This window comes from Sphingomonas xinjiangensis (assembly GCF_014199255.1).
GTDB classification, from domain to species: Bacteria; Pseudomonadota; Alphaproteobacteria; order Sphingomonadales; family Sphingomonadaceae; genus Sphingomonas; species Sphingomonas xinjiangensis.
This window is the reverse complement of sequence record NZ_JACIJF010000006.1, coordinates 1-21,925: the sequence shown is the minus strand read 5'-3', so window position 1 is coordinate 21,925 and position 21,925 is coordinate 1. Positions and strand designations below refer to the sequence as shown.

Sequence of the window (21,925 nt, the reverse complement as noted above, 5' to 3'; positions counted from 1 at the left end):
CTGGCCCCGCCGTTGTCGCCTGTTGAACCGCAGTGCAGCCAAGGCACCAAGGGGAGCGAACGCGTGGATCTTCTAGAACTCTGGGGTGGTCCGGAGCCCACCGTGAACCGCATCGGCGACCGCTTTCAGGACCAGTCGGTGCTCAGCGGCCACCATGATCGCGACGACGATCTCGACCGGATGGCGCAGCTCGGCCTCCACGCCGTCCGTTATCCCGTCTTGTGGGAACGCATTTCCCCCGAACATCCCGACCAGCACGACTGGGCCTGGACCGACCAGCGGCTGAACCGCCTGCGCGAACTCGGCATGCGTCCGATCGCCGGGCTGTGCCATCACGGCAGCGGCCCGCGCTACACCGACATGCTCGCCGACAGCTTCGCCCCCGGTCTCGCCAAGCACGCCCGCGCCGTCGCGCAGCGCTATCCCTGGATCACCGAATGGACCCCGGTAAACGAACCGGTGACCACCGCGCGCTTCTCCGCGCTATATGGCCATTGGTATCCCCACACCCAGGACGAGGGCGCGTTCTGGCAGACCCTTCTCAACCAGATCGATGCCGTGCGCCTATCGATGCAGGCGATCCGCGAGGTGATCCCGCACGCCAAGCTGATCCAGACCGACGATCTCGGCCGCACCTTCTCCACCACTGCCGTGCGCGAGCAGGCCGCATTCGACAATGCCCGGCGCTGGATGAGCTGGGACTTGCTGTGCGGGCGCGTGACGCCGCAGCACGATCTGTGGCGCCGCATCTGCCGCCATGGCTTCGAGGACCGCCTGCGCGCCATCGCCGACGCCCCATGCCCGCCCGACATCATCGGGGTGAACCATTACCTCACCAGCGATCGCTTCCTCGATCACCGCATGCAGCGCTATCCCGCGCACACCCGTGGCGGCAACGGCAAGCAGCAATTCGCCGATACCGAGGCGATCCGCGTCCTCACGCCGCCGCCGCCCGGCTTCATCGGCGTGCTGCGTGAGACCTGGGAGCGCTACGGCATCCCCATCGCCATCACCGAAGCGCATAATGGCTGCACGCGTGAGGAGCAGATGCGCTGGATGGCCGACGCCTGGGACGCGGCGCACCAGCTGCGGGGCGAGGGCGTCGATCTGCGCGCGGTCACCAGCTGGGCCCTGTTTGGCAGCTGCGGCTGGAACACCCTGCTCACCGCGCCCGGCATCTATGAACCCGGCGTGTGGGATGTCAGCGCGGGCACCCCGCGCGAAACCGCGATGGTCCCGTTGCTCAAGGGGCTCGGCAGCGACGCGCCCAAGCATCCGGTGATGGCCGGCCAGGGCTGGTGGCGCCGCAACATCCGCATCGAACACCCGGTCACTCCCCGCCCTGCGCCGATGCGCGAGTATCTCCTGTCCCCCCGGTGGAGCGATCTGGGCAATTCGCCGCCCGTGCTGATCGCCGGCGCCACCGGCACGCTCGGCCAGGCGCTGGCCCGCTACGCCGCGCACCGCGACATCGTCCATGTCCTCACCAGCCGTGCCGATCTCGACCTGTCTGATCCCGCGAGCATCGACGCCGCGCTCGACCGCTACAAGCCCTGGGCGGTGATCAATGCCGCCGGCTGGGTCCGCGTCGACGATGCCGAGGAGGAGGCCGACGCCTGCATGGCCGCCAACGCCGAGGGCGCCGTCCGCCTTGCCCAAGCCTGCGCCGCGCGCGGCATCCCGACCGTCAGCTTCTCGAGCGACCTGGTGTTCGACGGCACGGCCGGACGGCCCTACACCGAACGCGACGTGCCCGCGCCGCTAAACGTCTATGGCCGCAGCAAGGCCCAGGCTGAGGCGGGCATCGCCGCGCTGCCGGGCAAGCACCTGATGATCCGCACCGCGGCATTCTTCTCGCCGCACGACCGGCACAATTTCCCGGTCCATGTCGTGGAGACGCTCAGCCGCGGCCAGCGCTTCGCCGCGGCATCGGATTCGGTCGTCACCCCCACTTATGTCCCGCATCTGTGCAACACCACGCTCGACCTGCTGATCGACGGCGCCGAGGGCATCTGGCACCTCGCCAACGATGAAGCGCTCAGCTGGGCCGCGTTCGCCGTCCGCGTGGCCGAGGCCGCCGGTCTGGACCCCAGCCTGATCGACGCGGTTCCGGGCGAAACGCTGGGGTGGAAGGCGCAACGCCCCGCCAACGCCGCGCTGGGCAGCGAACGCGGTGTGGTGATGCCTTCCTTCGCCCGCGCCCTCGAAGCGTTCACGCAAAGCGTCGCCCGCGCCCGCGCCACCGAACACCGCACCGCCGCCTGATCGCGACGAAATCCTCCCCGGCACGGGGAGGGCGACCAGCGCAGCTGGTGGATGGGGCTCTCCCCCAAGCGGCTTGGCCCGAGGCGCTCCCCCTCCCGCGCCGGCAGGATTTCCCCGCTCAACCCCCCGAAATATCCCCCACCTCCGCCGGCGGCCGCTTCAGCATCCCCGCCAGCCGCGCCTCCTGCTCGATCGCATCCTGGCGCCCGGCATGCGACGGCGGCACTACCGGCACCACCAGGCACACGCTCTGCGCCGGCAGCACGTCGCGCCAGTCGCGGATCAGTTGCTTGAACGCCTGTCCCACCGGCCGGATCTTGCGGTCCAGGTCGAACAGCCCCAGCGGATTGACGGTGCCGTTCTGCTCGCGCAGCGCGGTGTCCCAATCCACCTGATCGGTCAGCGAATACCAAGTGAAGCCCACCGTCGGGATGCCGACATTGCGCAGCCGCAGGACGTTGGCCCATTCCTTCCACAGCCAGTTCACGGCTTCGTCGCCGTTCGGCCCCTGGTGCAGATTGGTCTCGGTATGCATCACCGGCAGGCCATAGCGGCCGTAATATTGCCGCGTGATCTCCGAATATCCAAACACCTCGCCAGAGGCTCGCGTGCTGCCATCGGCATGCACGCGGTGTTCGTTGGTCCAGTAATAATCGGTGCCCAGGATACAGTGCTGCTTCAACTTCCTCCCTAAGAAGAAGTGATATTCCTCCCGGCTCATCCCGCAATCCATGAGATATTCGTACATCTCGCTGTCGACCCGCCGGCCATAGTTCAGGTCCAGGCTCAGAAAGCGCTTGGCGTTCATCACTTCGGCAGGGCCGATCGCCGCGGGGCTGTCGGCGTGGAAATATTCCGAACTCTCGCTCTGGATGAAGATCGCGTCGGGCCGGCGCTTCAGGATCGCCTCCATCGCCAGCACATTGGCCTTCACGATGTGCTTTAGCGCCGTCACGAAGTGGCAGTCGCCCGACAGCTGCTCGTTCCACCAGCCATATTGCGCCGAAAAGGTCGCGCAGATGAACATCTCGTTGACCGGGGTGTAGAGCTGGATCCAGTGATAGCGCTCGGCGAACGCGGCGGCATAGCGCGCGAACAGTTCGGGAAAATCCGGGTTCTGGAAATTGCCGATCCAGTCGGGCACGCCGAAATGGCACAGGTCGACGATGGGGGTGATGTCGCGCGCCCGCAGGTCGTTCAGTGCCCGGTCGGCGAATTCCCAATCATAGCGGTCCGGACCCAGATAGGCACGGTGGAGCGGAGGTCCGAAGCGGAGATACTGGATCCCCATTTCCTCGACCAGATCGAAGTCCTCGCGCCACCGGTCATAATGGTGGCACAGCTCCATCTGGTCGATGCGCGTGCGGCCCTGGTTGATCGTCGGGATGCTGTTCTCGATGCCCGTCGCGAACATGAAATTGGCCATCGAAACTCCCGAACTTGCTTAGATCATGAAGGGCAACGCGGTGAACGCCGCCAAGTTGCCGCCGCCGCGCAGCGTCAGACTGTTCAAGGTGCTCGGGCTGTGCACCACCAGCAGGTCAAGGCAATCGCTCCATGGCAGGCCAGCGCTCCCCATATCTCCGGCGCACGGGCTGTCAGCAACGCTGTTGGAAGGGGGGAGCGGCCGCGCGCTATGCTTGGGGAAAGCGGTGCACGAACCGATGAACCGGAATGACCGCTTGCGCCCAAAATCGGTCATTCAGCATCGCCTTGGCGTCTCCCGAATGCAGACCTTCCTAGGCTGGCAGCAGTCTGACAAACTCCCCGCATGGTCGACGCTCGCACCTTCCTGATCCGCAGTCTCCGGCGAGTGATTGCCGGCGGTGATATGACGAACGACGAGCTCGATGCGGCGATTGCCGATCCAGCGCAGCTGAGGGGCGCTGAGCGGAAGGCGTGGCATGGCCTTAGCTATTGGGCCGACGACGACGACATCCGCGGGAAAGACCCGGCGTATGCACCATCACGTCGCCGGCAGCTTACTGATCTGCTCACGGATCTAGAGCGCGAGGATGGCAATTAGCGCCCATCAGCGGACATTTGGGACTGGCCGACAGACGAAAAGCGAGAAGCTTACCTGTCCCGAAACTTCTGGATGGCTATCCAGATATAGAGGCCAAAGAACGCACCGCTTCCGATCAGCCACGCCCACGTTCTAAGATCGCGATCCAGCGAGTTGAACGAACCAAGGAAGGCGACGCCGGTGAACAGGAGCGCAAAGATGATGAAGCGCCAATTGAGCAATGCGCGAGCTTGACGCCTTGCCTCTGAAGTCGGCCTAGGAGGCACTATCGCGGACCGGTCTCGAACGAGACGACGCGGAGCAAAGCTGGCCCAGAGTAGCCATGCTGATATGCCGATGACGGATGCAGCAATGATGATCCGGTCGGACCAATCGGGCAGTGATAGTAATTCCGAGATAGCGGTCCAAACGAAGATCGCCAGCACTACGATGCCAACGGCAGTCCAAATGCCGCGTCGTCCGGCTACCTTACGCCAGCTGTCGGTCAGTTGCTCATATTCGTCAGCGGTTACGAGCTTACCGCCGGCCTTCTTAGAAGGGTAGTAAAGGTATCCTCCCTCTATAGGTGTAAATTGTTTCGTGAACGCACCAATCGAATCGAACATCCGAAGCTCCCCCTACCGCTAAGCATGGCGAGTGGAAGATGCCTTGCAAAGGGTACGAGGGGGCGACGAGGATGAAAGCAATCGAACGTGAGGAGCGGCATTCCAAGGTTCCGCCCAAAACCGGCCCTTCCCGTTCCCACAATGTCAGCCGCTCCTGATAGGCAGAGCGGACCCTGGAAGCAGCCTGTCGGCTTTCGCCCATGTGTGGACGGCTCTCCGTTGGCAAGGGTTTGGTGAGCGTGTGCACTCGGTGGTCGGTGCGGCCATGTGTCCGGCCTGTTGTGCGGCTGTCGTTGCCGCTGGCCATAATGCCTTCCGCAGATCGGATCCCTGATCACTTGCTCGCACTTGGGGGTGCTTGGGCGTTGTAGGGTGGTCTGATCCGGCGGTGTCGACCGGCTTTCGTGCAATAGCTCCTTTGCCCTTTCCAACCTCGCAGCGCAGCCTCTTCAGCCGCGCGGTCTCATGCAGCGATGGCCGTCGGCTCGCGATAGCGCTCTCCGCTCATCATCATGGCCCACGCGATGCGGGCGTTCTTGTTCGCCAATGCGATGGCCGCAACCTTCGGCTTGCGTCGCTCGAGCAGGCGGACGATCCAGGTGCGGCGTGTGCTCTGCATTGCGCGCCGGATCACGGCCATCGCGCCTGCGAACAACATCTGCCGCAGATAGCGATTGCCGGCTTTGGTGATGGACCCCAGCCGCTCCTTGCCGCCGGATGAGTTTTGCCGTGGGACCAGGCCCATCCACGCTGCCATGTTGCGACCGCACTGGAAGACCGACGGGTCTGGCACGCATGCTACCAGCGCCGACGCGACCAGTGGGCCGATGCCAGGCACTTCCATGAGACGCCGGCCAAGCTCGCTCGAACGGGTTAGGGCGAGGACTTGGCGATCGTTCTCAAGGATCTGCTGCTTCACGAGCTTCAATTGGGCAACGAGCATCTGCAGACACTGACGCGCTGCGGCAGGAACACGCTCATCAGCCTCATCCCCGATAACCTGGAGCAGCCGATCTACGCCACCGCGACCAACCGGCGCGACGATCCCGAACTCCGCCATGTGCGCGCGAATGGCGTTGGTGAGCATCACCAGCTGACGGTTAAGCATCAGCCGCACCTTGTGCAGCATCATCGCGCTTTGCTCATCAGGGGATTTTGCGGCAACGAAACGCATGGTGGGCCGTGTCACAGCCTCTGCGATCGCCTCCGCATCGGCCATGTCGTTCTTCTGTCGCTTCACATAGGGTTTCACGTATTGGGCGGGCATCAGCCTCACCTCAGGACCAAATTTGGCGATCTCGCGTGCCCAGTAATGGGAGGTCGCGCAGGCCTCGATCCCCACCAAACAAGGCGGGAGTTTCTCGAAGAACGGCAGCAACCGCGCTCGCGTCAATCGCTTCTGCAGAATGACAGCGCCAGCCTTATCCAGCCCGTGAAGCTGGAAGACCGACTTTGCGATATCCAGTCCGACCACATGTACATCAGCCATGGCACTCCTCCTCAATCCAAGCGGAGCAGATTAAACCGACTCCGCCGTGGTGGAGAGCCGTCCACGGCATCATTTGCGGACGTTCGACGTGGGATTAGGCTCGGCCAATGAGCAGGGTCGCAATCTTCGGGCTGGTCGCAGCGACAGTGACCTTCGATGTCTTCATGATCTGGCTGGTCGGGTTTACGCTGGCGTGGGCAGGATCAGTTCCTGCAGGCGAATTAAGGTTCTGGATCTTGGTTGGAGCGCCGGTCCTGGCCACCTGCTACACCGTCGCGAGGGTATTCGCTTTCCTTCGTGGCAATCCGAGGTCCCTTTAGGTCCGCTTCCGCCCCAGTAGCGATCCTTCGCTAACCGGTGCATCATCCCCAACAAAATCTGAGGGCAGCCGGTATGGAATTTGCGATGTTGGCTACTTCGGTCTTTGGATACATCGCTGGAGTTGGTCTTCGTCGCCTAACGAGCGCGCTGGTTCTTTCCGGGATCGTAGGTCTGGCGATGGCAATGGCGTATCACGCGTGGCTCAATGCTGATCCGTCGCGAGGTGATGCACAAGCAGGAGTGGGCTATCTCGGCGCGTTGGCTTACCCCCTAACCGGTTGCACAATAGGTAGGCTGAGAAGCCGCCTTAAGCGAAAGTCTGGGTGATCTTTCGTCTCCTGCTACGTCCGCTTCCACCACTCTCAGCCGTTCCAGGCCGGCAAAGCGGAAACTGAAAGCCGCCTGTCCGCTTCCGCCCCATTATCCGCCATGCCGCCGCTCAACGTGAGGCATTCGGTGTGGACATTGCCCCGGATCGAACGGAGGACCTTCGGCGGAAATCGACGCCCTCCCCCTGCTGGAGCTACGCGCCATCCACAATGATGGGCTTATCGATCCAGCCCGACTTGTCCGATTTGATGCCCCATCATCGCCCGGGTTTCGCGCCGGCTCGCGGGCCCATCTCTGCCAGACACTTGAGTTCACGCCCAAAGGGATGTTGCTTCAAATCGTATTCGGTCACCTCTGGATCATCCGCGTGCGCGAGCGTGCTACACTTTGACCTTCCGACCGCGGGTACCGCGTTTCGCCCGGTGGACGTAGCGTCCAGCCTTCCCTAGGGCCCGGCACGAAGCGTAACCTTTCAGGGAGACCAAGACCGATGGCCAGCGAATTCGACGGACGTTCGACCCAGACGAACATGATCGAGCGGATCAAGTCGATGATCCTCAAGCCCAAGGGCGAATGGGCGCGGATCGACGCGGAGCCCAAGACGCCGCGCGACATCGTGCTCGGCTGGGTAGTGCCGCTGGCGGCGATCGGGCCGGCCGCCGGCGCAATCGGCCAGATCGTGTTCGGCGTTCCGGTGCCGTTCGTCGGAACCGTTCGGCCCGATCCGATGGCGGTCGTCGCCACGGCAATCACCGGCTATGTGCTGTCGATCCTGAGCTTCTTCATCGTCAGCGCGATCATCAACGCGCTCGCACCCAGCTTCGGCGGCGTGAAGAACATGATCCAGGCGATGAAGGTTGCCGCCTATTCGATGACCGCGACCTATATCGGCGGCATCTTCTCGATCGTCCCGGTTCTCGCGCCGCTCGGCATGCTGCTGAGCCTCTACGGCTTCTATCTCCTCTATCTGGGCCTGCCGCTGCTGATGCGCACGCCGCAGGAAAAAGGCGTGCTCTACACGGTGGTCACCGTGGTCTGCGTGATCGTGGTGTCGTTCGTGCTCGGCATGGTGGCGCTCAACGCGGGCGCGGCCTTGCGCTGAGCCCCGGGACCGAACTGGCAGCACGCGGCCTTCGGGAAGGAGGCCGCGTGCCGCCGCGCTCGGTCGAGCGATAACGGCAGCTAGCCCCATTCCAGGACGGTTGCTTGTGAAGTCTTCGATCTATGCCGGCAACCCCGCCAGCAGCTTGTCCAGCGTCACCGGATAGTCGCGCACCCGAATCCCGGTCGCGTTGTAGATTGCGTTCACCACCGCCGCGCCGGCACCCGAAATCCCCAGCTCGCCGATGCCCTTTGCCTGCATCGGGTTCGCATGCACGTCGCGCTCGGGCAGGAAAGTCACCTCGATGTGCGGCACATCGGCATGGGCGGGAACATGATATTCCGCCAGGTCGCGATTGACGATCTTGCCGTTGCGCCAGTCGTGCACCGCTTCCTCGGTCAGCGCCGCTCCGATGCCGAACACGATCCCACCGATGCACTGCGAGCGCGCGGTCTTTTCGTTGAGGATGCGCCCGGCGGCGAAGCTCGATACCCAGCGCTTCACGCGCATCTCGCCGGTGTGGGCGTTGACATGTACTTCGCAGAAATGCGCGCCGTATGAGGCTTGCGTCACGTCCTCATCCATCTTGCCCGGCTCGATCTCACCGATCACCTCCATGCCGCCGGCGATTTCGCCCAGTGGCGTGGTGCGGTTCTCCGCGATGACCAGCCCGTCCTTGAAGGTGACGCCATCGGCCGCCACGCCCAGCTTCGCGGCGATCCGCTCGCGCAAGGATTGGCACGCGACATACACGGACGTGCCGCTGCTCCCGGCGCCGAACGACCCGCCCGAGCCCGCGCCCGGCGGATAGCGGTTGTCGCCCAGCCGCACCTCGACATGGGTAAGCGGCTGCCCCAGCAGCTCGCCGGCGATCTGCGCCAGGATGGTGTAGGTGCCGGTGCCGATATCGGTCATGTCGGTCTCGACCACCACGCGGCCATCGGCTTCCACCGCCACCCGCGCCTTGGACGGCTGCAACTTGTTCGATCGTGCCGACGCGGCCATGCCGTGTCCGACCAGCCACTCGCCCTGGCGCAGCCCGCCGGGCGTGCGGTTGCGCTGCTCCCAGCCGAACTTCGCGGCGGCATCGTCATAGCATTCGACCAGCCGGCGTGAGGAGAAGGGCTGCTCCTTTTGCGGATCGGCCTCGGGCTCGTTCAGCTTGCGGAAGGCGACGGGATCGAGCTTCAGCGCCTCGGCCAGTTCATCCATTGCGCATTCCAGCGCCAGCATGCCCGCCGCTTCCCCCGGCGCGCGCATCGATCCCGACAATAGCCGGTTCATCGGCACATTATCATGGGTGATCCGCCGCGCGTCGCCGGCATACAGGAACTGGGTGGCGATCCCCGCAGGCTCGAAGAAATCCTCTTCGGGCAGGTTGCTGCCGATCGTCTCGTGCCCGATTGCGAGCAGCTTGCCCTGCGCAGTCGCGCCCAGCCGGATGCGCTGGCGGGTATTGGATCGGCGCACGGTCGCGTCGAACACCTGCTGGCGCGCCATCACCGTCTTTACCGGCCGGCCGATGGCCTTGGCCGCCAGCGCCGAAGCGACCGATTCCGGCGCGATGCCCAGCTTGGATCCAAAGCCGCCGCCGACATAGCGCGATACGATGCGCACCTTCTCGGGCGGCAGCGACAGCGCGTCGGCGAGTTGCTGCCGATCCGACGCTGGCATCTGGTACGAGCCGTGGACCGTCAAATTGCCTTCGTCGTCCCAGCTGGCGATCGATGCGTGCATCTCCATCGCCGCGCTGTTCTGGCTCGGCGTGGTCCACACCGCGTCGACGGTGACCGCCGCCTGCGCCATCGCCGCGTCGATATCGCCCTTGCACGCATAGGGTTCGGTCGCCCCCTCGGGCGGCGTCACGGCTTCATCCAGCCGCCCATCAAAGTCGAACAGCCCGGGTTCTTCGATCCATTCGACCTTCACGGCATGCGCGGCGGCGCGCGCCTGCTCAAACGTCTCGGCGACGGCAATCGCGATCGGCTCGCCGAAATACTGCACGTCGCGGACACCCTGCACCGGCTTGGATTTCTGCCCGCCCTGCTGGGGGTTGCGGATGAAATGATCGAAATCCCAGAACACGTCGATCACGCCCGGCATCGTCCGCGCCTGTTCGGCGTCGATCCGCGTCACGCGTCCGCGCCCGAACTTGGCGCCGATCAGGAAGCCGTGGGCGAGATTGTCGAGCTGGTATTCGGCGGCATAGGTTGCCTTGCCGGCAACCTTGAGCGGGCCGTCGATGCGGTTGAGCGGACGGCCGATGACGCCCTGGGCATCCTCGTCGAGCAGGCTGTGCGCGACGGGTTCGTCCATCGTCAGGCTGACGGTCTCGGTCATGCGTGCATCTCCACCGCTTGGCGCAGCACGGCGGCGAGCGTGCGCCGCGCGAGCGGGATCTTGAAGTCGTTATGGCCATAGCCGCGCGCACCTTCGAGCAGCGCGTCGGCGGCGGCGTCGAACAGGGCGGGCGAGGGGGCTTGGCCGATCAGCGCCGCTTCCACCTGCGGATCGCGCCATGGCATGTGCGCCAGCCCGCCAAAGGCGAGGGATGCGCCGGCGATGCGCCCTTCCTGCACGTCGATCACCGCCGCGACCGACACCAACGCGAAGGCATAGGACGCCCGGTCGCGCACCTTGCGGTACAGCTGCACGCCGGGTGGCGGCGGGGGCAGGGTGATCGTGGTGATCAGCTCGCCTTGCTCCAGCACGGTCTCGATATGCGGAGTGTCGCCGGGCAGGCGATAGAAATCGGCGATCGGGATCGCCCGTTCGCTGCCGTCGGGCCGCAGCGTGTGGATGACGGCGTCCAGCGCGCGCATGGCGACGGCCATGTCGGACGGGTGCGTCGCGATACAGTGTTCGGACGTGCCCAGAATGGCCAGGATGCGGTTGAAACCCTGCTGCGCCGAACAGCCGGTGCCGGGCTCACGCTTGTTGCAAGCCATTGAAGGATCATAGAAATAATAGCAGCGCGTCCGCTGTAGCAGGTTCCCACCGGTCGACGCCTTGTTGCGCAGCTGCCCCGACGCCCCGGCGAGCAGCGCCTTGGACAGCACCGTATAATGCTGCCGAATCAATGGGTTGGCTGCCAGGTCGGAATTAGGCACCAACGCGCCGATCCGCGTTTCCGCGTCGACAAGATGTTCGACTTGATCCAGCGGCAACCGGCTGATGTCCACCAGCGTCTCGGGCGTCATCACCTGCAATTTCATCAGGTCGAGCAAATTGGTGCCCCCCGCGATGAACCGCGCACCTGGGGCTGCGGCACCCGCAACCGCGTCCTCAACCGACGCTGCGCGGTTATACTCGAACGCCTTCATGCCTGCGCCACCTCGCGGATCGCATCGACGATGTTGGGGTATGCCGAACAGCGGCAGATATTCCCGCTCATCCGCTCGCGGATCTCGGCATCATCCAGTTGGGGCGCATCGGCGACGTCGTCGGTGACATGGCTTGCCCAGCCACGCCGAACTTCGTCCAGCATCCCCACCGCCGAGCAGATTTGCCCGGGCGTGCAATATCCGCACTGATATCCATCATGCTTCACGAACGCCGCCTGCAGCGGGTGCAGCGCCTCGGGCGTGCCCAGCCCTTCGATCGTGGTGATCTCGTCCCCCTCGTGCATCACCGCCAGCGTCAGGCAGCTGTTGATGCGCCGCCCGTTGACCAGCACCGTGCACGCCCCGCACTGCCCATGATCGCAGCCCTTCTTGCTGCCGGTCAGCCCAAGTCGCTCGCGCAACAGGTCGAGCAGCGACGTGCGTACGTCCAACTCCTCGACTGCGTAGGTCTCACCATTGATCGACAACTGCATGATCGGCCTTTCCCAGGATGATCACGCAACGCACTGCGAGTTCGGCGTATCCTTGCAACCGACTCGCGACAAGCTATCCCCGGTTCTTCCGCAGGATGCCTCCCAGGATCAGCAGGAACGCGGCCAGCCGCACCAGATACACCCAGGCGCGATATTCGTCGGGAATGGGGCCAAGCGCCAGGATGAGCTGGCTGATGCCCAGCAGCAGGAACGCGGTCGCGAAATAAAGGAACAGCGTATCGCGGGTATCGCGCCAGAAGCGCAGGAAGAACAAGGCGGCGGTGGCGAACCCCGCCGTCACGGCGCCAGCCAGGACATCGGCCAGGATCACGCGTCCTCCTCCAGATCCCAGATGAAGCCGAACAACAGCACCGCCACCGCGGACGAGGACAGCAGCAGCCGGACGATCCTGAAGTCGATCCACGCGATCAACAGCATGTCGATGACCAGAAAGAAGTTGTTGAGCGCCAGCAGCGCGAAGCACGCTGTGCTCCACAGCAGCAGACGCACGCCGCTGCGGCGATAGCTGCGGCCCAGCAACACGGCGCACAGCGCACTGGTGGCGAAGCAAAGCAGATACACCACCGCCGGAAAGACCGTTGTCACGCTCAGTCCCTCCGGAGCCTGAAGGCGTCGGCGAACTGGCTGACCGATGAGGATGCCGCGGCGACGATCATGCGGCGGACGGCGTCGGGGCGCTGCGCGTACATTTCCTCCGCCGCGGCGGCGAGAAGGCCGACCTGTTCATTGACCGGGCAGTACCGGATCGTGTCCGACGCTTCCTGGACCAGCAGGCCGGCTGCGATTAGGGCGTCGGTGCTTTGCGAAACCACCAAGTCGCTACTGCGCATGGCGACGACCAACTCGGCACGCCGCCAGGCTCGGTCCTGGTGCTTGCTTAAAAAGCACAACAGCTCCAGCGACCACACGGAGCGGAAGGTGGATCGAATAAAGCTGGAAACTTCTTGCTTGGCCGGCATGCCTTGGGCCGTCTCCCACCACGATCTCCCCCATTCCCGGCGAGGTTCCTAACGCTTTGGCGCGAAGCTGCAACCGCATCCGGCGAAAACGGGGTTCCCTTCCCCTATATTCAAGGGCCTGCTATATCTCCGCGCGGCCGGGGGGCCTTCCAGCTCGCCTTCTTCGGAAGCAGAGCGCCAGGAGTGATTCGTGAACGCCGAACCGTCTCTGGACGCACTTGATCGCCGTCAACTCGTTGCCGCGCTTCGCAGTTTTCGCCGGGGCGATTTCTCCGTCCGCTTGCCCGAGGATTTGCCCGGCTTGGATGGTGAGATCGCCGCGCTGTTCAACGAAGTCGTCAGCCTCGAAGGCGAGATGACCGAAGAGTTCGACCGGCTGTCGCGAGTGGTCGGAAAGGAAGGCAAGATCACGCAGCGCGGCCATGTCCGCGGCGCCACCGGCGGCTGGGAAACCAAGCTGCGTGCGGTCAACGAGCTTATTGACGACATGGTCCAGCCGACTGCCGAGGTCAGCCGCGTCATCGGCGCGGTGGCCAAGGGCGACCTGTCGCAGACGATGACGGTGGAAATCGATGGCCGGCCCCTACGCGGCGAGTTCCTGCGTATCGGCAAGGTGGTGAACACCATGGTCGAGCAGCTCGCCTCGTTCGCATCCGAAGTGACGCGCGTGGCGCGCGAAGTGGGCACTGAAGGCAAGCTGGGCGGACAGGCGACCGTGAAGGGCGTCGCCGGCACCTGGAAGGACTTGACCGACAACGTCAACGCGATGGCGACCAACCTTACTGGTCAGGTGCGCAACATCGCCGAAGTGACCACCGCCGTGGCCTCGGGCGATTTGTCCAAGAAGATCACGGTCGAGGTGAAGGGCGAGATCCTGGAGCTCAAGAACACCATCAACACCATGGTGGACCAGCTCAACTCCTTCGCGTCGGAAGTGACGCGCGTGGCGCGCGAAGTGGGTACCGAAGGCAAGCTGGGCGGCCAGGCGCGCGTCGAAGGCGTCGGCGGCACCTGGAAGGACCTCACCGACAACGTCAACCTGATGGCCGCCAACCTTACCGGACAGGTGCGCAACATCGCCGAGGTGACCACGGCGGTGGCTTCGGGCGACTTGTCCAAGAAGATCACGGTGGACGTGAAGGGCGAGATCCTGGAGCTGAAGAACACCATCAACGTGATGGTGGACCAGCTCAACGGCTTCGCCTCGGAAGTGACGCGCGTGGCGCGCGAAGTGGGTACCGAGGGCAAGCTGGGCGGTCAGGCGCAGGTGCCGGGCGTCGCGGGGACGTGGAAGGATCTCACCGACAACGTCAACTTGATGGCCGACAACCTCACTGGTCAGGTGCGCAACATCGCCGAGGTGACCACCGCCGTGGCCTCGGGCGATTTGTCCAAGAAGATCACCGTCGACGTGAAGGGCGAGATTCTGGAGCTGAAGAACACCATCAATGTGATGGTGGACCAGCTCAACGGCTTCGCGTCGGAAGTGACTCGCGTGGCGCGCGAAGTGGGTACGGAAGGCAAGCTTGGCGGTCAGGCGCAGGTGCCGGGCGTCGCGGGTACCTGGAAGGACCTCACCGACAACGTCAATCTGATGGCGGCCAATCTGACTGGCCAGGTTCGCAACATCGCCGACGTGACCACCGCTGTGGCAAAGGGCGACTTGTCGCGGAAGATCACCGTGGAGGTTCGCGGTGAGATTCTGGAGCTAAAGAACACCATCAACGTCATGGTGGATCAGCTGAATGGTTTTGCCTCTGAGGTGACGCGCGTGGCGCGCGAAGTGGGCTCGGAGGGCAAGCTGGGTGGTCAGGCGCAGGTGGAAGGCGTCGCCGGCACCTGGAAGGATTTGACCGACAATGTGAACCTGATGGCCGGCAACCTGACCGGTCAGGTCCGCAACATCGCCGAAGTGACCACCGCCGTGGCGCGTGGCGACTTGTCGAAAAAGATCACCGTCGACGTGAAGGGCGAGATCCTGGAGCTGAAGAACACCATCAACACGATGGTGGATCAGCTCAATGGCTTCGCGTCGGAAGTGACGCGCGTGGCGCGCGAAGTGGGTTCGGACGGCAAGCTTGGCGGTCAGGCGCAGGTGCCGGGCGTCGGCGGCACGTGGAAGGATCTGACCGACAATGTGAACGCGATGGCGGCCAATCTCACGGGCCAGGTTCGCAACATCGCCGAAGTGACCACAGCGGTGGCGCGTGGCGACTTGTCGAAGAAAATCACGGTGGACGTGAAGGGCGAGATCCTGGAGCTGAAGAACACCATCAACACGATGGTGGATCAGCTCAACGGCTTCGCGTCGGAAGTGACCCGCGTGGCGCGCGAAGTGGGCACCGAGGGCAAGCTGGGCGGGCAGGCGCAGGTGCGCGGCGTCGCCGGCACCTGGGCCGACCTTACTGACAATGTGAACCTGATGGCGGCGAACCTGACTGGTCAGGTTCGCAACATCGCCGAAGTGACCACCGCCGTGGCGAAAGGCGATCTGTCCAAGAAGATCACGGTGGACGTGAAGGGCGAGATCCTGGAGCTGAAGAACACCATCAACACGATGGTGGACCAGCTCAACGGCTTCGCGTCGGAAGTGACCCGTGTGGCGCGCGAAGTGGGTACCGAGGGCAAGCTGGGCGGCCAGGCCCAGGTGCCGGGTGTGGGCGGGACCTGGAAGGATCTGACCGACAACGTCAACCTGATGGCGACGAACCTCACCAATCAGGTGCGCGGCATCGCCGACGTGGTGACCGCGGTGGCGCAGGGCAATCTCAAGCGCAAGCTGACGGTGGACGCCAAGGGCGAGATCGCGGCTTTGGCCGAGACGATCAACTTCATGATCGATACGCTGTCGACCTTCGGTGACCAGGTGACCAACATGGCCCGCGAAGTCGGCATTGAGGGGCGCCTAGGCGGCCAGGCCCGCGTCCCCGGCGCCGCCGGCCTGTGGCGCGATCTTACCGACAACGTGAACCAGCTCGCCGCCAACCTGACCAACCAGGTGCGCTCGATCGCCGACGTCGCGACCGCCGTCACCAAGGGCGACCTTACCCGCTCGATCGCGGTGGAAGCCTCGGGGGAGATGGCGGCGCTCAAGGACAACATCAACGAAATGATCCGCAACTTGAAGGATCAGACGTTGAAGAATGCGGAGCAGGATTGGCTCAAGACCAACCTGGCGCGCTTCAGCCGCATGCTCCAGGGCGAGCGCGACCTGTCCACCGTTTCCAATCTTATCATGTCCGAACTCGCGCCGCTGGTGAACGCGCAATATGGCGTGTTCTACGTCACCGCGCGCGACGGTGACGAAACCGCGCTTCAGCTCGCCGCCAGCTACGGCGCGGAAAGCAAGGACCAGCTCAAGGCGAAGTTCGCGCTTCGCGAAGGGCTGGTAGGCCAAGCCGCGGCAGACAAGCGGCCGATCCTGCTCGAAAACGTACCCAGCGACTTCCTGCGTATCGGCTCGGGGCTGGGCCATGCCACCCCGGCCAACGTCACCATCCTCCCGGCGCTGTTCGAAGACGAAGTGAAGGCGGTGATCGAACTCGCCTCGTTCAGCGAGTTCAACGAAACGCATCAGAGCTTTCTCGACCAGCTGATGGAGTCGGTCGGCATCGTGCTCAACACGATCGCTGCGACCATGCGTACCGAGGGCCTGCTCAAGCAGTCGCAGCTGCTCACCCAGGAGCTTCAGGCGCGGCAGACCGAGCTCACCACCAAGCAGGAAGAGCTGCACAACACCAACGAGGAGCTTCAGGAAAAAGCGCAGCTGCTCGAAAACGAGAAGCGCCAGGTGGAAGCGAAGAATCTCGAGATCGAAATGGCCCGGCGCGCGCTGGAGGAAAAGGCTGAGCAGCTGGCGCTCACCTCCAAGTACAAGTCCGAGTTCCTGGCCAATATGAGCCACGAGCTGCGCACGCCGCTCAATTCGCTGCTGATCCTGTCCAAGCTGTTGTCGGACAATCCACAGGGCAACCTCAACGACAAACAGGTCGAGTTCGCCCGCACGATCAACGGGGCGGGCTCGGACCTGCTCAACCTCATCAACGACATCCTCGATCTGTCGAAGATCGAATCCGGCACCGTGTCGATCGAGCTTGGCGAGATGCCGATGGCAAGCCTCAAACAGCATATGGAGCGGACCTTCCGCCAGCTCGCCGCCGATAAGAACCTCGACTTCGATGTGCGGTTCGATGCAGGCCTGCCCGGTTCCATCCGTACGGACGAAAAGCGCCTTCAGCAGGTCGTGCTCAACCTGCTCTCCAACGCGTTCAAATTCACGTCCGACGGATCAGTCACGCTGTCGGTCCAGACTGTCGCGAGCGGCTGGAGCACCAATCACCCGCTGCTTCGCAACGCCGATCAGGCGATCGCCATCGCCGTCACTGACACCGGCATCGGCATTCCCCAAGACAAGCAGAAGCTGATCTTCGAGGCGTTCCAGCAGGCCGACGGCACCACTAGCCGCAAATATGGCGGCACGGGTCTTGGTTTGTCGATCAGCCGCGAAATCGCGCGGCTGCTCGGCGGCGAGCTCCAGGTGCGCTCCAAGCCCGGTGAGGGGTCGACCTTCACCCTGTTCGTGCCCCTTCAGGCGGTGGCCCCGGCCAGCGTTACTCAGATCGGCACCACCGCGCGTTACGATAACAGCGGGGCGATGGTGCCGACCGCGCTTCCCGCCGCGTTCGAGCTCTCCGACGATCGCGACGCGCTTCAAGGCGATCCGTTCGTGCTGATCGTCGAGGACGATCCCACCTTCGCCTCCATCCTGCTCGATATCGCGCGGGCTGCCGGACTGAAGGGCATTGTGTCGACGGCAGGCGCTGGCACGCTGGCGCTGGTACGCAAGCTCCAGCCGCATGCGATTACCCTCGATCTCGGCTTGTCCGACATTGACGGGTTCGTGCTGCTCGACCTGCTCAAGCATGATCCGCAGACCCGGCACTTGCCAATCCACGTGATCTCCGGCGCGGACAAGGTTGCCAAGGCGCTTGATCTCGGCGCGGATGGCGTGACCGAGAAGCCCGCGGACAAGGATGTGCTTGCCGCCGTCTTCCGCGACCTCGCCGAACAGGCCCGCACGGCGCCCAAGCTCGTGCAACTCGTCCCCGAACAGGCGGAGGCCCTGCACCAGGTCAGCCACGCCGTGCCTGAGCTTGCCGGCGCCAAGATCCTGATCGTCGACGATGACATTCGCAACATCTACTCGCTCACCAGCGTGCTGGAGAGCTATGGGGTGGAAGTGTCGCATGCCGAACGGGGCCGTGACGGTATCCTGATCCTGGAGCAGACGCCCGGAATCGACATCGCGCTGATCGACATCATGATGCCCGAAATGGACGGGTACGAGACGATGCAGCAAATCCGTCAGCGCCCCGCATTGGCTGATTTGCCGCTCGTGGCCGTGACGGCCAAGGCCATGAAGGGCGACCGTCAGAAGTGCCTCGATGCTGGCGCTTCCGATTACATTGCCAAGCCCGTCGATATCGACTTGCTGCTTGCCCTGCTCCGCGTGTGGATCGCCCGGTCGCGCGAGGCTGCGCACACCGTCGACCTGATCATCGCCGAGCGGAACTGAGGTAGGAATGCACGCAACCCTGTCGCCTGCACAGACGCTGGCGCTTTCCTCTGCCGAGGAAGGCCCGATGCCTCGTGCCCGCGTGCTGCTGGTCGACGATGACGAACGCAACCTGCTCGCCGTGTCCACCGTGCTGGAAGATGTGGCCGATGTGGTGGTAGCCAATTCGGGCGAGGAGGCGCTGCGCCAGCTATTGAAGGGCGAGTTCGCCGTCATTCTGCTCGACGTCTACATGCCGAGCATGGACGGCTACGAAACCGCCCAGATCATCCGCTCGCGCGAGCAGACCAAGCGCGTGCCAATAGTGTTCCTGTCGGCGGTGAACAAGGAAGACCAGCACCTGATCCGCGGCTATTCAATGGGCGCGGTCGATTACGTCTTCAAACCGGTCGATCCCACCATCCTACGCTCCAAGGTGGCGGTCTTCGTCGACCTGTTCTCGATGACCAAGGAGATCCAGCGCAAGGCGCGGCAGGAACAGGCGCTGCTCGACGCCAATCTGCGCGCCAATGCCGAACGGCTGCGGGTGGAACAGGAATTGCGGCGGGCGCAACAGCGTCAGGAAGCGATCATCGAATCGCTGCCGATCATTTTGTATCTGGAAGATGTGCACGCCAGCCCCCGCGTGCCCAAGTTCGTCAGCGGCAACTTCGCCGCAGTGACGGGCTACGCGTTCCAGGAGATCGCCCGTGATCCGTCGATCTGGATCGATCGGCTTCATCCCGAGGATCGCGCCCGCGTGATCGACGCCATGGCGGGTCGGCCCTTTGGCCGTTCGCTATCGGTCGAATATCGTTGGCAGTGCGCCGACGGGCAGTACAAGCACTTCCTCGACCAGGCCGTGCTGCTGCGCAATGCCGAGGGGAGTCCAGTCGAATATGCCGGCACGTTGCTCGACGTTACCGAGCGCAAGGAGCTGGAAAGCCAGCTGATTCAGGCGCGCAAGATGGATGCGATCGGCCAGCTGACGGGTGGCATCGCGCACGACTTCAACAATTTGCTGGCGGCGGTGCTGGGCGGTCTGGGCATGATCGAGCGGCGGATTACGCTCACCGAAGATCAACAGAAGATCGTCGGCATGACTCGCCACGCGGCCGAGCAGGGGGCGGGGCTGGTGAAGCACCTGCTGGCGTTCGCCCGCAGGCAAAAGCTCGCACCTGCGGTGATCGGGATCGACAATCTCTCGGCCTCGGTGACCGACCTTCTGGCGCACACGCTCGGCGGGCTGGTCGAGCTGAAATGGTCGCTCGAACCCGGGGTGTCGCCGGTCTTCGCCGACTCCGCCCAGCTCGAGCTCGCGCTTATGAACCTCGTCATCAACGCGCGCGACGCCATGCCCGAAGGTGGCACGATCACGGTGTCCGCGCGCAACGCCACGATCGACATCGCGCCACAGGTGGGCGGCGACCTCGCATCCGGCCGCTATGTCGTCCTGTCGGTTCGCGACACTGGCTGCGGGATCGAGCAGCATCTCCTCGACCAGGTGCTCGAACCCTTTTTCACGACCAAAGCCGTGGGCAAGGGCACCGGACTAGGGCTCAGCATGGTCTATGGGTTTGCGCAGCAATCGGGCGGTGCGGTGCGCGTGGACAGCGAAGTGGGGAAGGGCACCTGTGTCGAGATTTGGCTGCCCGACGGCGCAGCGCAGCAGGCCGACCTCGTACCGCTGCTCGTCGAAACGGTCGGTGTGGCGCCGCTGCTCAACATCCTGCTGGTGGACGATCACGACGCTGTCCGCACGACCACTGCGGCCTTGCTGGAGGATCTCGGGCACCGGGTGACGCACACCGCCGACGCTGTTTCGGCGGTGGAGCTCGCGCGCCAGGATCCGCAGGCGTTCGACGTGCTGATCACCGACTACGCAATGCCGCGCACATCGGGGACCGAGCTGGTCCGCCAGATCCGGAATGTCTGCCCGGAGATCCCTGCGCTGATCGTCACCGGCTATGCCGATGTAGACAGTCTCAACGCCTGCGATGCGGTGGGCATTCTCGAAAAGCCGTTCAGCCCCGAACAGCTGCAAGCCGCGCTTTTCGGCACCGTGCCGGTGTTGCGTCAGGAGCAGGTCGCCTAGAAATCGACGGATGTAGAACTTCTCGCCCAGCCAAGGAGCGTCAGATGGACAAGCAAGCTTTTAGCCGCCGCGACATGGTCCAACTCCTTGGCGTGGGCTCGATCGCCTCTGCCGTTCTCCCTACTGCCGCCTGCGCGGCGGACCAGCCGAAACGAAAGCTTGGCTATGCCATTGTCGGGCTGGGCAGCTACGCTACCCGGCAAATCATGCCGCGCATCAAGGAGTGCGAGTTCGCGCGCCTGACCGCGCTGGTCAGCGGCACGCCCGAGAAGCTGGAGCGTTACGGCAGCGAATACAACATCCCCAGGACTCATCGCTACAGCTATGCGGAATATGACCGCATCCGCGACAATCCCGACATCGACTTGGTCTATGTGATCCTGCCCAATTCGATGCACGCCGAATATTCGATTCGTGCCAGCCAGGCCGGCAAGCACGTCCTGTGCGAAAAGCCGATGGCGGTGTCGGCGGCGGAATGCGAGGCGATGATCGCCGCCGCGCGCAAGGCGAACCGCAAGCTGATGATCGGCTACCGCTCGCGCTTCGAAGCGCACAACCGCCATGCCATTGAACTGGTGCGGAGCGGCTTTGCCGGCACGCCGGCGCTGATTACCGCCGAACATGGCTTCAACGCGCAGCCCAATCAGTGGCGGCTGGACAAGCCGATGTCGGGTGGCGGCTCACTGATGGATATCGGCATCTACAGCCTCAACGCCGCGCGTTATCTCGCCGGGGAGGAACCAGCCGAAATCAGCGCGATGGAGTATACCGACCGCAGCGATCCGCGCTTCCGCACCGTGGAGGACCGCATTGACTGGCAGATGCGCTTCCCCTCGGGACTGATCGCGAACTGCGTCTCGCGCTACACCTCGAACCACAATGCGTACCGCGTCACCGGCGACAAGGGCTGGGTCGGCCTGGAGCCCGCCACCTCCTATGCAGGGCAGCAGATGTGGGTCCGCGCGAACGGTAAAACCGAGCAGCGCTTCGTGCCGGCGCTCCCCAAGAACCAGTTCGTCGGGCAGCTCGATCACTTCGCCGAATGTGCGATGAGCGGCCGCGAGCCGCTCGTGCCCGGCGAGGAAGGGCTGCGAGACCTACGTTTGATCGAAGCGATTTACCGGTCGGCGCGCGAACATCGGGCCGTGAAGCTCGCGTGATTTACGCATGCCAGGCCGGGGCCAGCTTCGGCGGGCGGGCGCGGCGAGCAGGAGCCGAAAACCGGCAGGCGACGCGCATCAGGTATCTGAGTCGTGAGCGATTCGGCGTTGTGGGGCGTTGGGTTGGCGTTGTTTTGCGTCACGGTGTTGTCATGGGTTGGGGCTATTGAGATCGGGTAAA

The 21,925-nt window shown here is 64.0% G+C and carries 16 protein-coding genes; 6 read left to right on the top strand and 10 right to left on the bottom strand.

The genetic code is table 11. From position 1 onward, the window contains the following. Positions 1-63 precede the first annotated feature (63 nt). Positions 64-2,265, top strand: coding sequence for a family 1 glycosylhydrolase (locus tag FHT02_RS11250; protein ID WP_343056920.1), 2,202 nt, complete (start codon positions 64-66; stop codon positions 2,263-2,265). 118 nt (positions 2,266-2,383) lie between these two features. Here FHT02_RS11250 and FHT02_RS11245 read toward each other — a convergent pair whose 3' ends face one another. Beyond that, entirely contained in the window at positions 2,384-3,691 is a 1,308-nt protein-coding gene (locus tag FHT02_RS11245) for a family 1 glycosylhydrolase (RefSeq protein WP_184087573.1), read from the bottom strand. 18 nt (positions 3,692-3,709) lie between these two features. Then, positions 3,710-3,844: a hypothetical protein gene (locus FHT02_RS21910; protein WP_281393174.1), complete on the bottom strand. Its 135-nt coding sequence runs from the start codon at positions 3,842-3,844 to the stop codon at positions 3,710-3,712. 192 nt (positions 3,845-4,036) lie between these two features. Between FHT02_RS21910 and FHT02_RS11240 the strand changes: the two genes are divergently transcribed. Continuing rightward, positions 4,037-4,291: a hypothetical protein gene (locus tag FHT02_RS11240; RefSeq protein ID WP_184087571.1), complete on the top strand. Its 255-nt coding sequence runs from the start codon at positions 4,037-4,039 to the stop codon at positions 4,289-4,291. Between the two features lie 50 nt (positions 4,292-4,341). Here FHT02_RS11240 and FHT02_RS11235 read toward each other — a convergent pair whose 3' ends face one another. Both FHT02_RS11235 and FHT02_RS11230 read right to left on the bottom strand, forming a co-directional pair. Continuing rightward, a complete protein-coding gene (locus FHT02_RS11235) occupies positions 4,342-4,896 on the bottom strand; it encodes a hypothetical protein (protein ID WP_184087569.1) in 555 nt (184 codons plus the stop codon). Between the two features lie 463 nt (positions 4,897-5,359). After that, the gene (locus FHT02_RS11230) at positions 5,360-6,385 is read right to left on the bottom strand and encodes an IS110 family RNA-guided transposase (RefSeq protein ID WP_184087567.1); all 1,026 of its coding nucleotides are present in this window, start codon (positions 6,383-6,385) and stop codon (positions 5,360-5,362) included. Positions 6,386-7,526: 1,141 nt separating this feature from the next. On the opposite strand from FHT02_RS11230, the gene FHT02_RS11225 reads away from it, so the two are divergent. Further along, a complete protein-coding gene (locus tag FHT02_RS11225; RefSeq protein ID WP_184087565.1) occupies positions 7,527-8,138 on the top strand; it encodes a Yip1 family protein in 612 nt (203 codons plus the stop codon). Between the two features lie 120 nt (positions 8,139-8,258). Here the strand turns inward: FHT02_RS11225 and FHT02_RS11220 are convergent, their stop codons facing one another. From FHT02_RS11220 to FHT02_RS11195, 6 genes are all read right to left on the bottom strand, one after another. Further along, complete coding sequence (locus tag FHT02_RS11220) at positions 8,259-10,478, bottom strand: xanthine dehydrogenase family protein molybdopterin-binding subunit (protein ID WP_184087563.1); 2,220 nt, start codon at positions 10,476-10,478, stop codon at positions 8,259-8,261. Further along, a complete protein-coding gene (locus tag FHT02_RS11215) occupies positions 10,475-11,461 on the bottom strand; it encodes an FAD binding domain-containing protein (RefSeq protein ID WP_184087561.1) in 987 nt (328 codons plus the stop codon). The genes FHT02_RS11220 and FHT02_RS11215 overlap by 4 nt, the downstream gene beginning before the upstream one ends. Next, a complete protein-coding gene (locus FHT02_RS11210; RefSeq protein ID WP_184087559.1) occupies positions 11,458-11,955 on the bottom strand; it encodes a 2Fe-2S iron-sulfur cluster-binding protein in 498 nt (165 codons plus the stop codon). The genes FHT02_RS11215 and FHT02_RS11210 overlap by 4 nt, the downstream gene beginning before the upstream one ends. Positions 11,956-12,028: 73 nt before the next feature. Further along, positions 12,029-12,286, bottom strand: coding sequence for a DUF5985 family protein (locus tag FHT02_RS11205; RefSeq protein ID WP_343056918.1), 258 nt, complete (start codon positions 12,284-12,286; stop codon positions 12,029-12,031). Continuing rightward, the gene (locus FHT02_RS11200) at positions 12,283-12,561 is read right to left on the bottom strand and encodes a DUF5985 family protein (protein ID WP_184087557.1); all 279 of its coding nucleotides are present in this window, start codon (positions 12,559-12,561) and stop codon (positions 12,283-12,285) included. Before FHT02_RS11200 ends, FHT02_RS11205 begins: the two co-directional genes overlap by 4 nt. Positions 12,562-12,563: 2 nt before the next feature. Then, a complete protein-coding gene (locus tag FHT02_RS11195; RefSeq protein ID WP_184087555.1) occupies positions 12,564-12,935 on the bottom strand; it encodes a hypothetical protein in 372 nt (123 codons plus the stop codon). Between the two features lie 190 nt (positions 12,936-13,125). Between FHT02_RS11195 and FHT02_RS11190 the strand changes: the two genes are divergently transcribed. The 3 genes from FHT02_RS11190 to FHT02_RS11180 are packed head-to-tail and all read left to right on the top strand — an operon-like array spanning position 13,126 to position 21,744. Further along, positions 13,126-18,510, top strand: coding sequence for a HAMP domain-containing protein (locus FHT02_RS11190; RefSeq protein WP_184087553.1), 5,385 nt, complete (start codon positions 13,126-13,128; stop codon positions 18,508-18,510). 7 nt (positions 18,511-18,517) lie between these two features. Beyond that, positions 18,518-20,584: a response regulator gene (locus FHT02_RS11185; protein WP_184087551.1), complete on the top strand. Its 2,067-nt coding sequence runs from the start codon at positions 18,518-18,520 to the stop codon at positions 20,582-20,584. A 44-nt stretch (positions 20,585-20,628) separates the two neighbouring features. Further along, positions 20,629-21,744, top strand: a complete 1,116-nt coding sequence (locus FHT02_RS11180; RefSeq protein WP_184087549.1) for a Gfo/Idh/MocA family protein — start codon at positions 20,629-20,631, stop codon at positions 21,742-21,744. Positions 21,745-21,925: the final 181 nt, after the last annotated feature.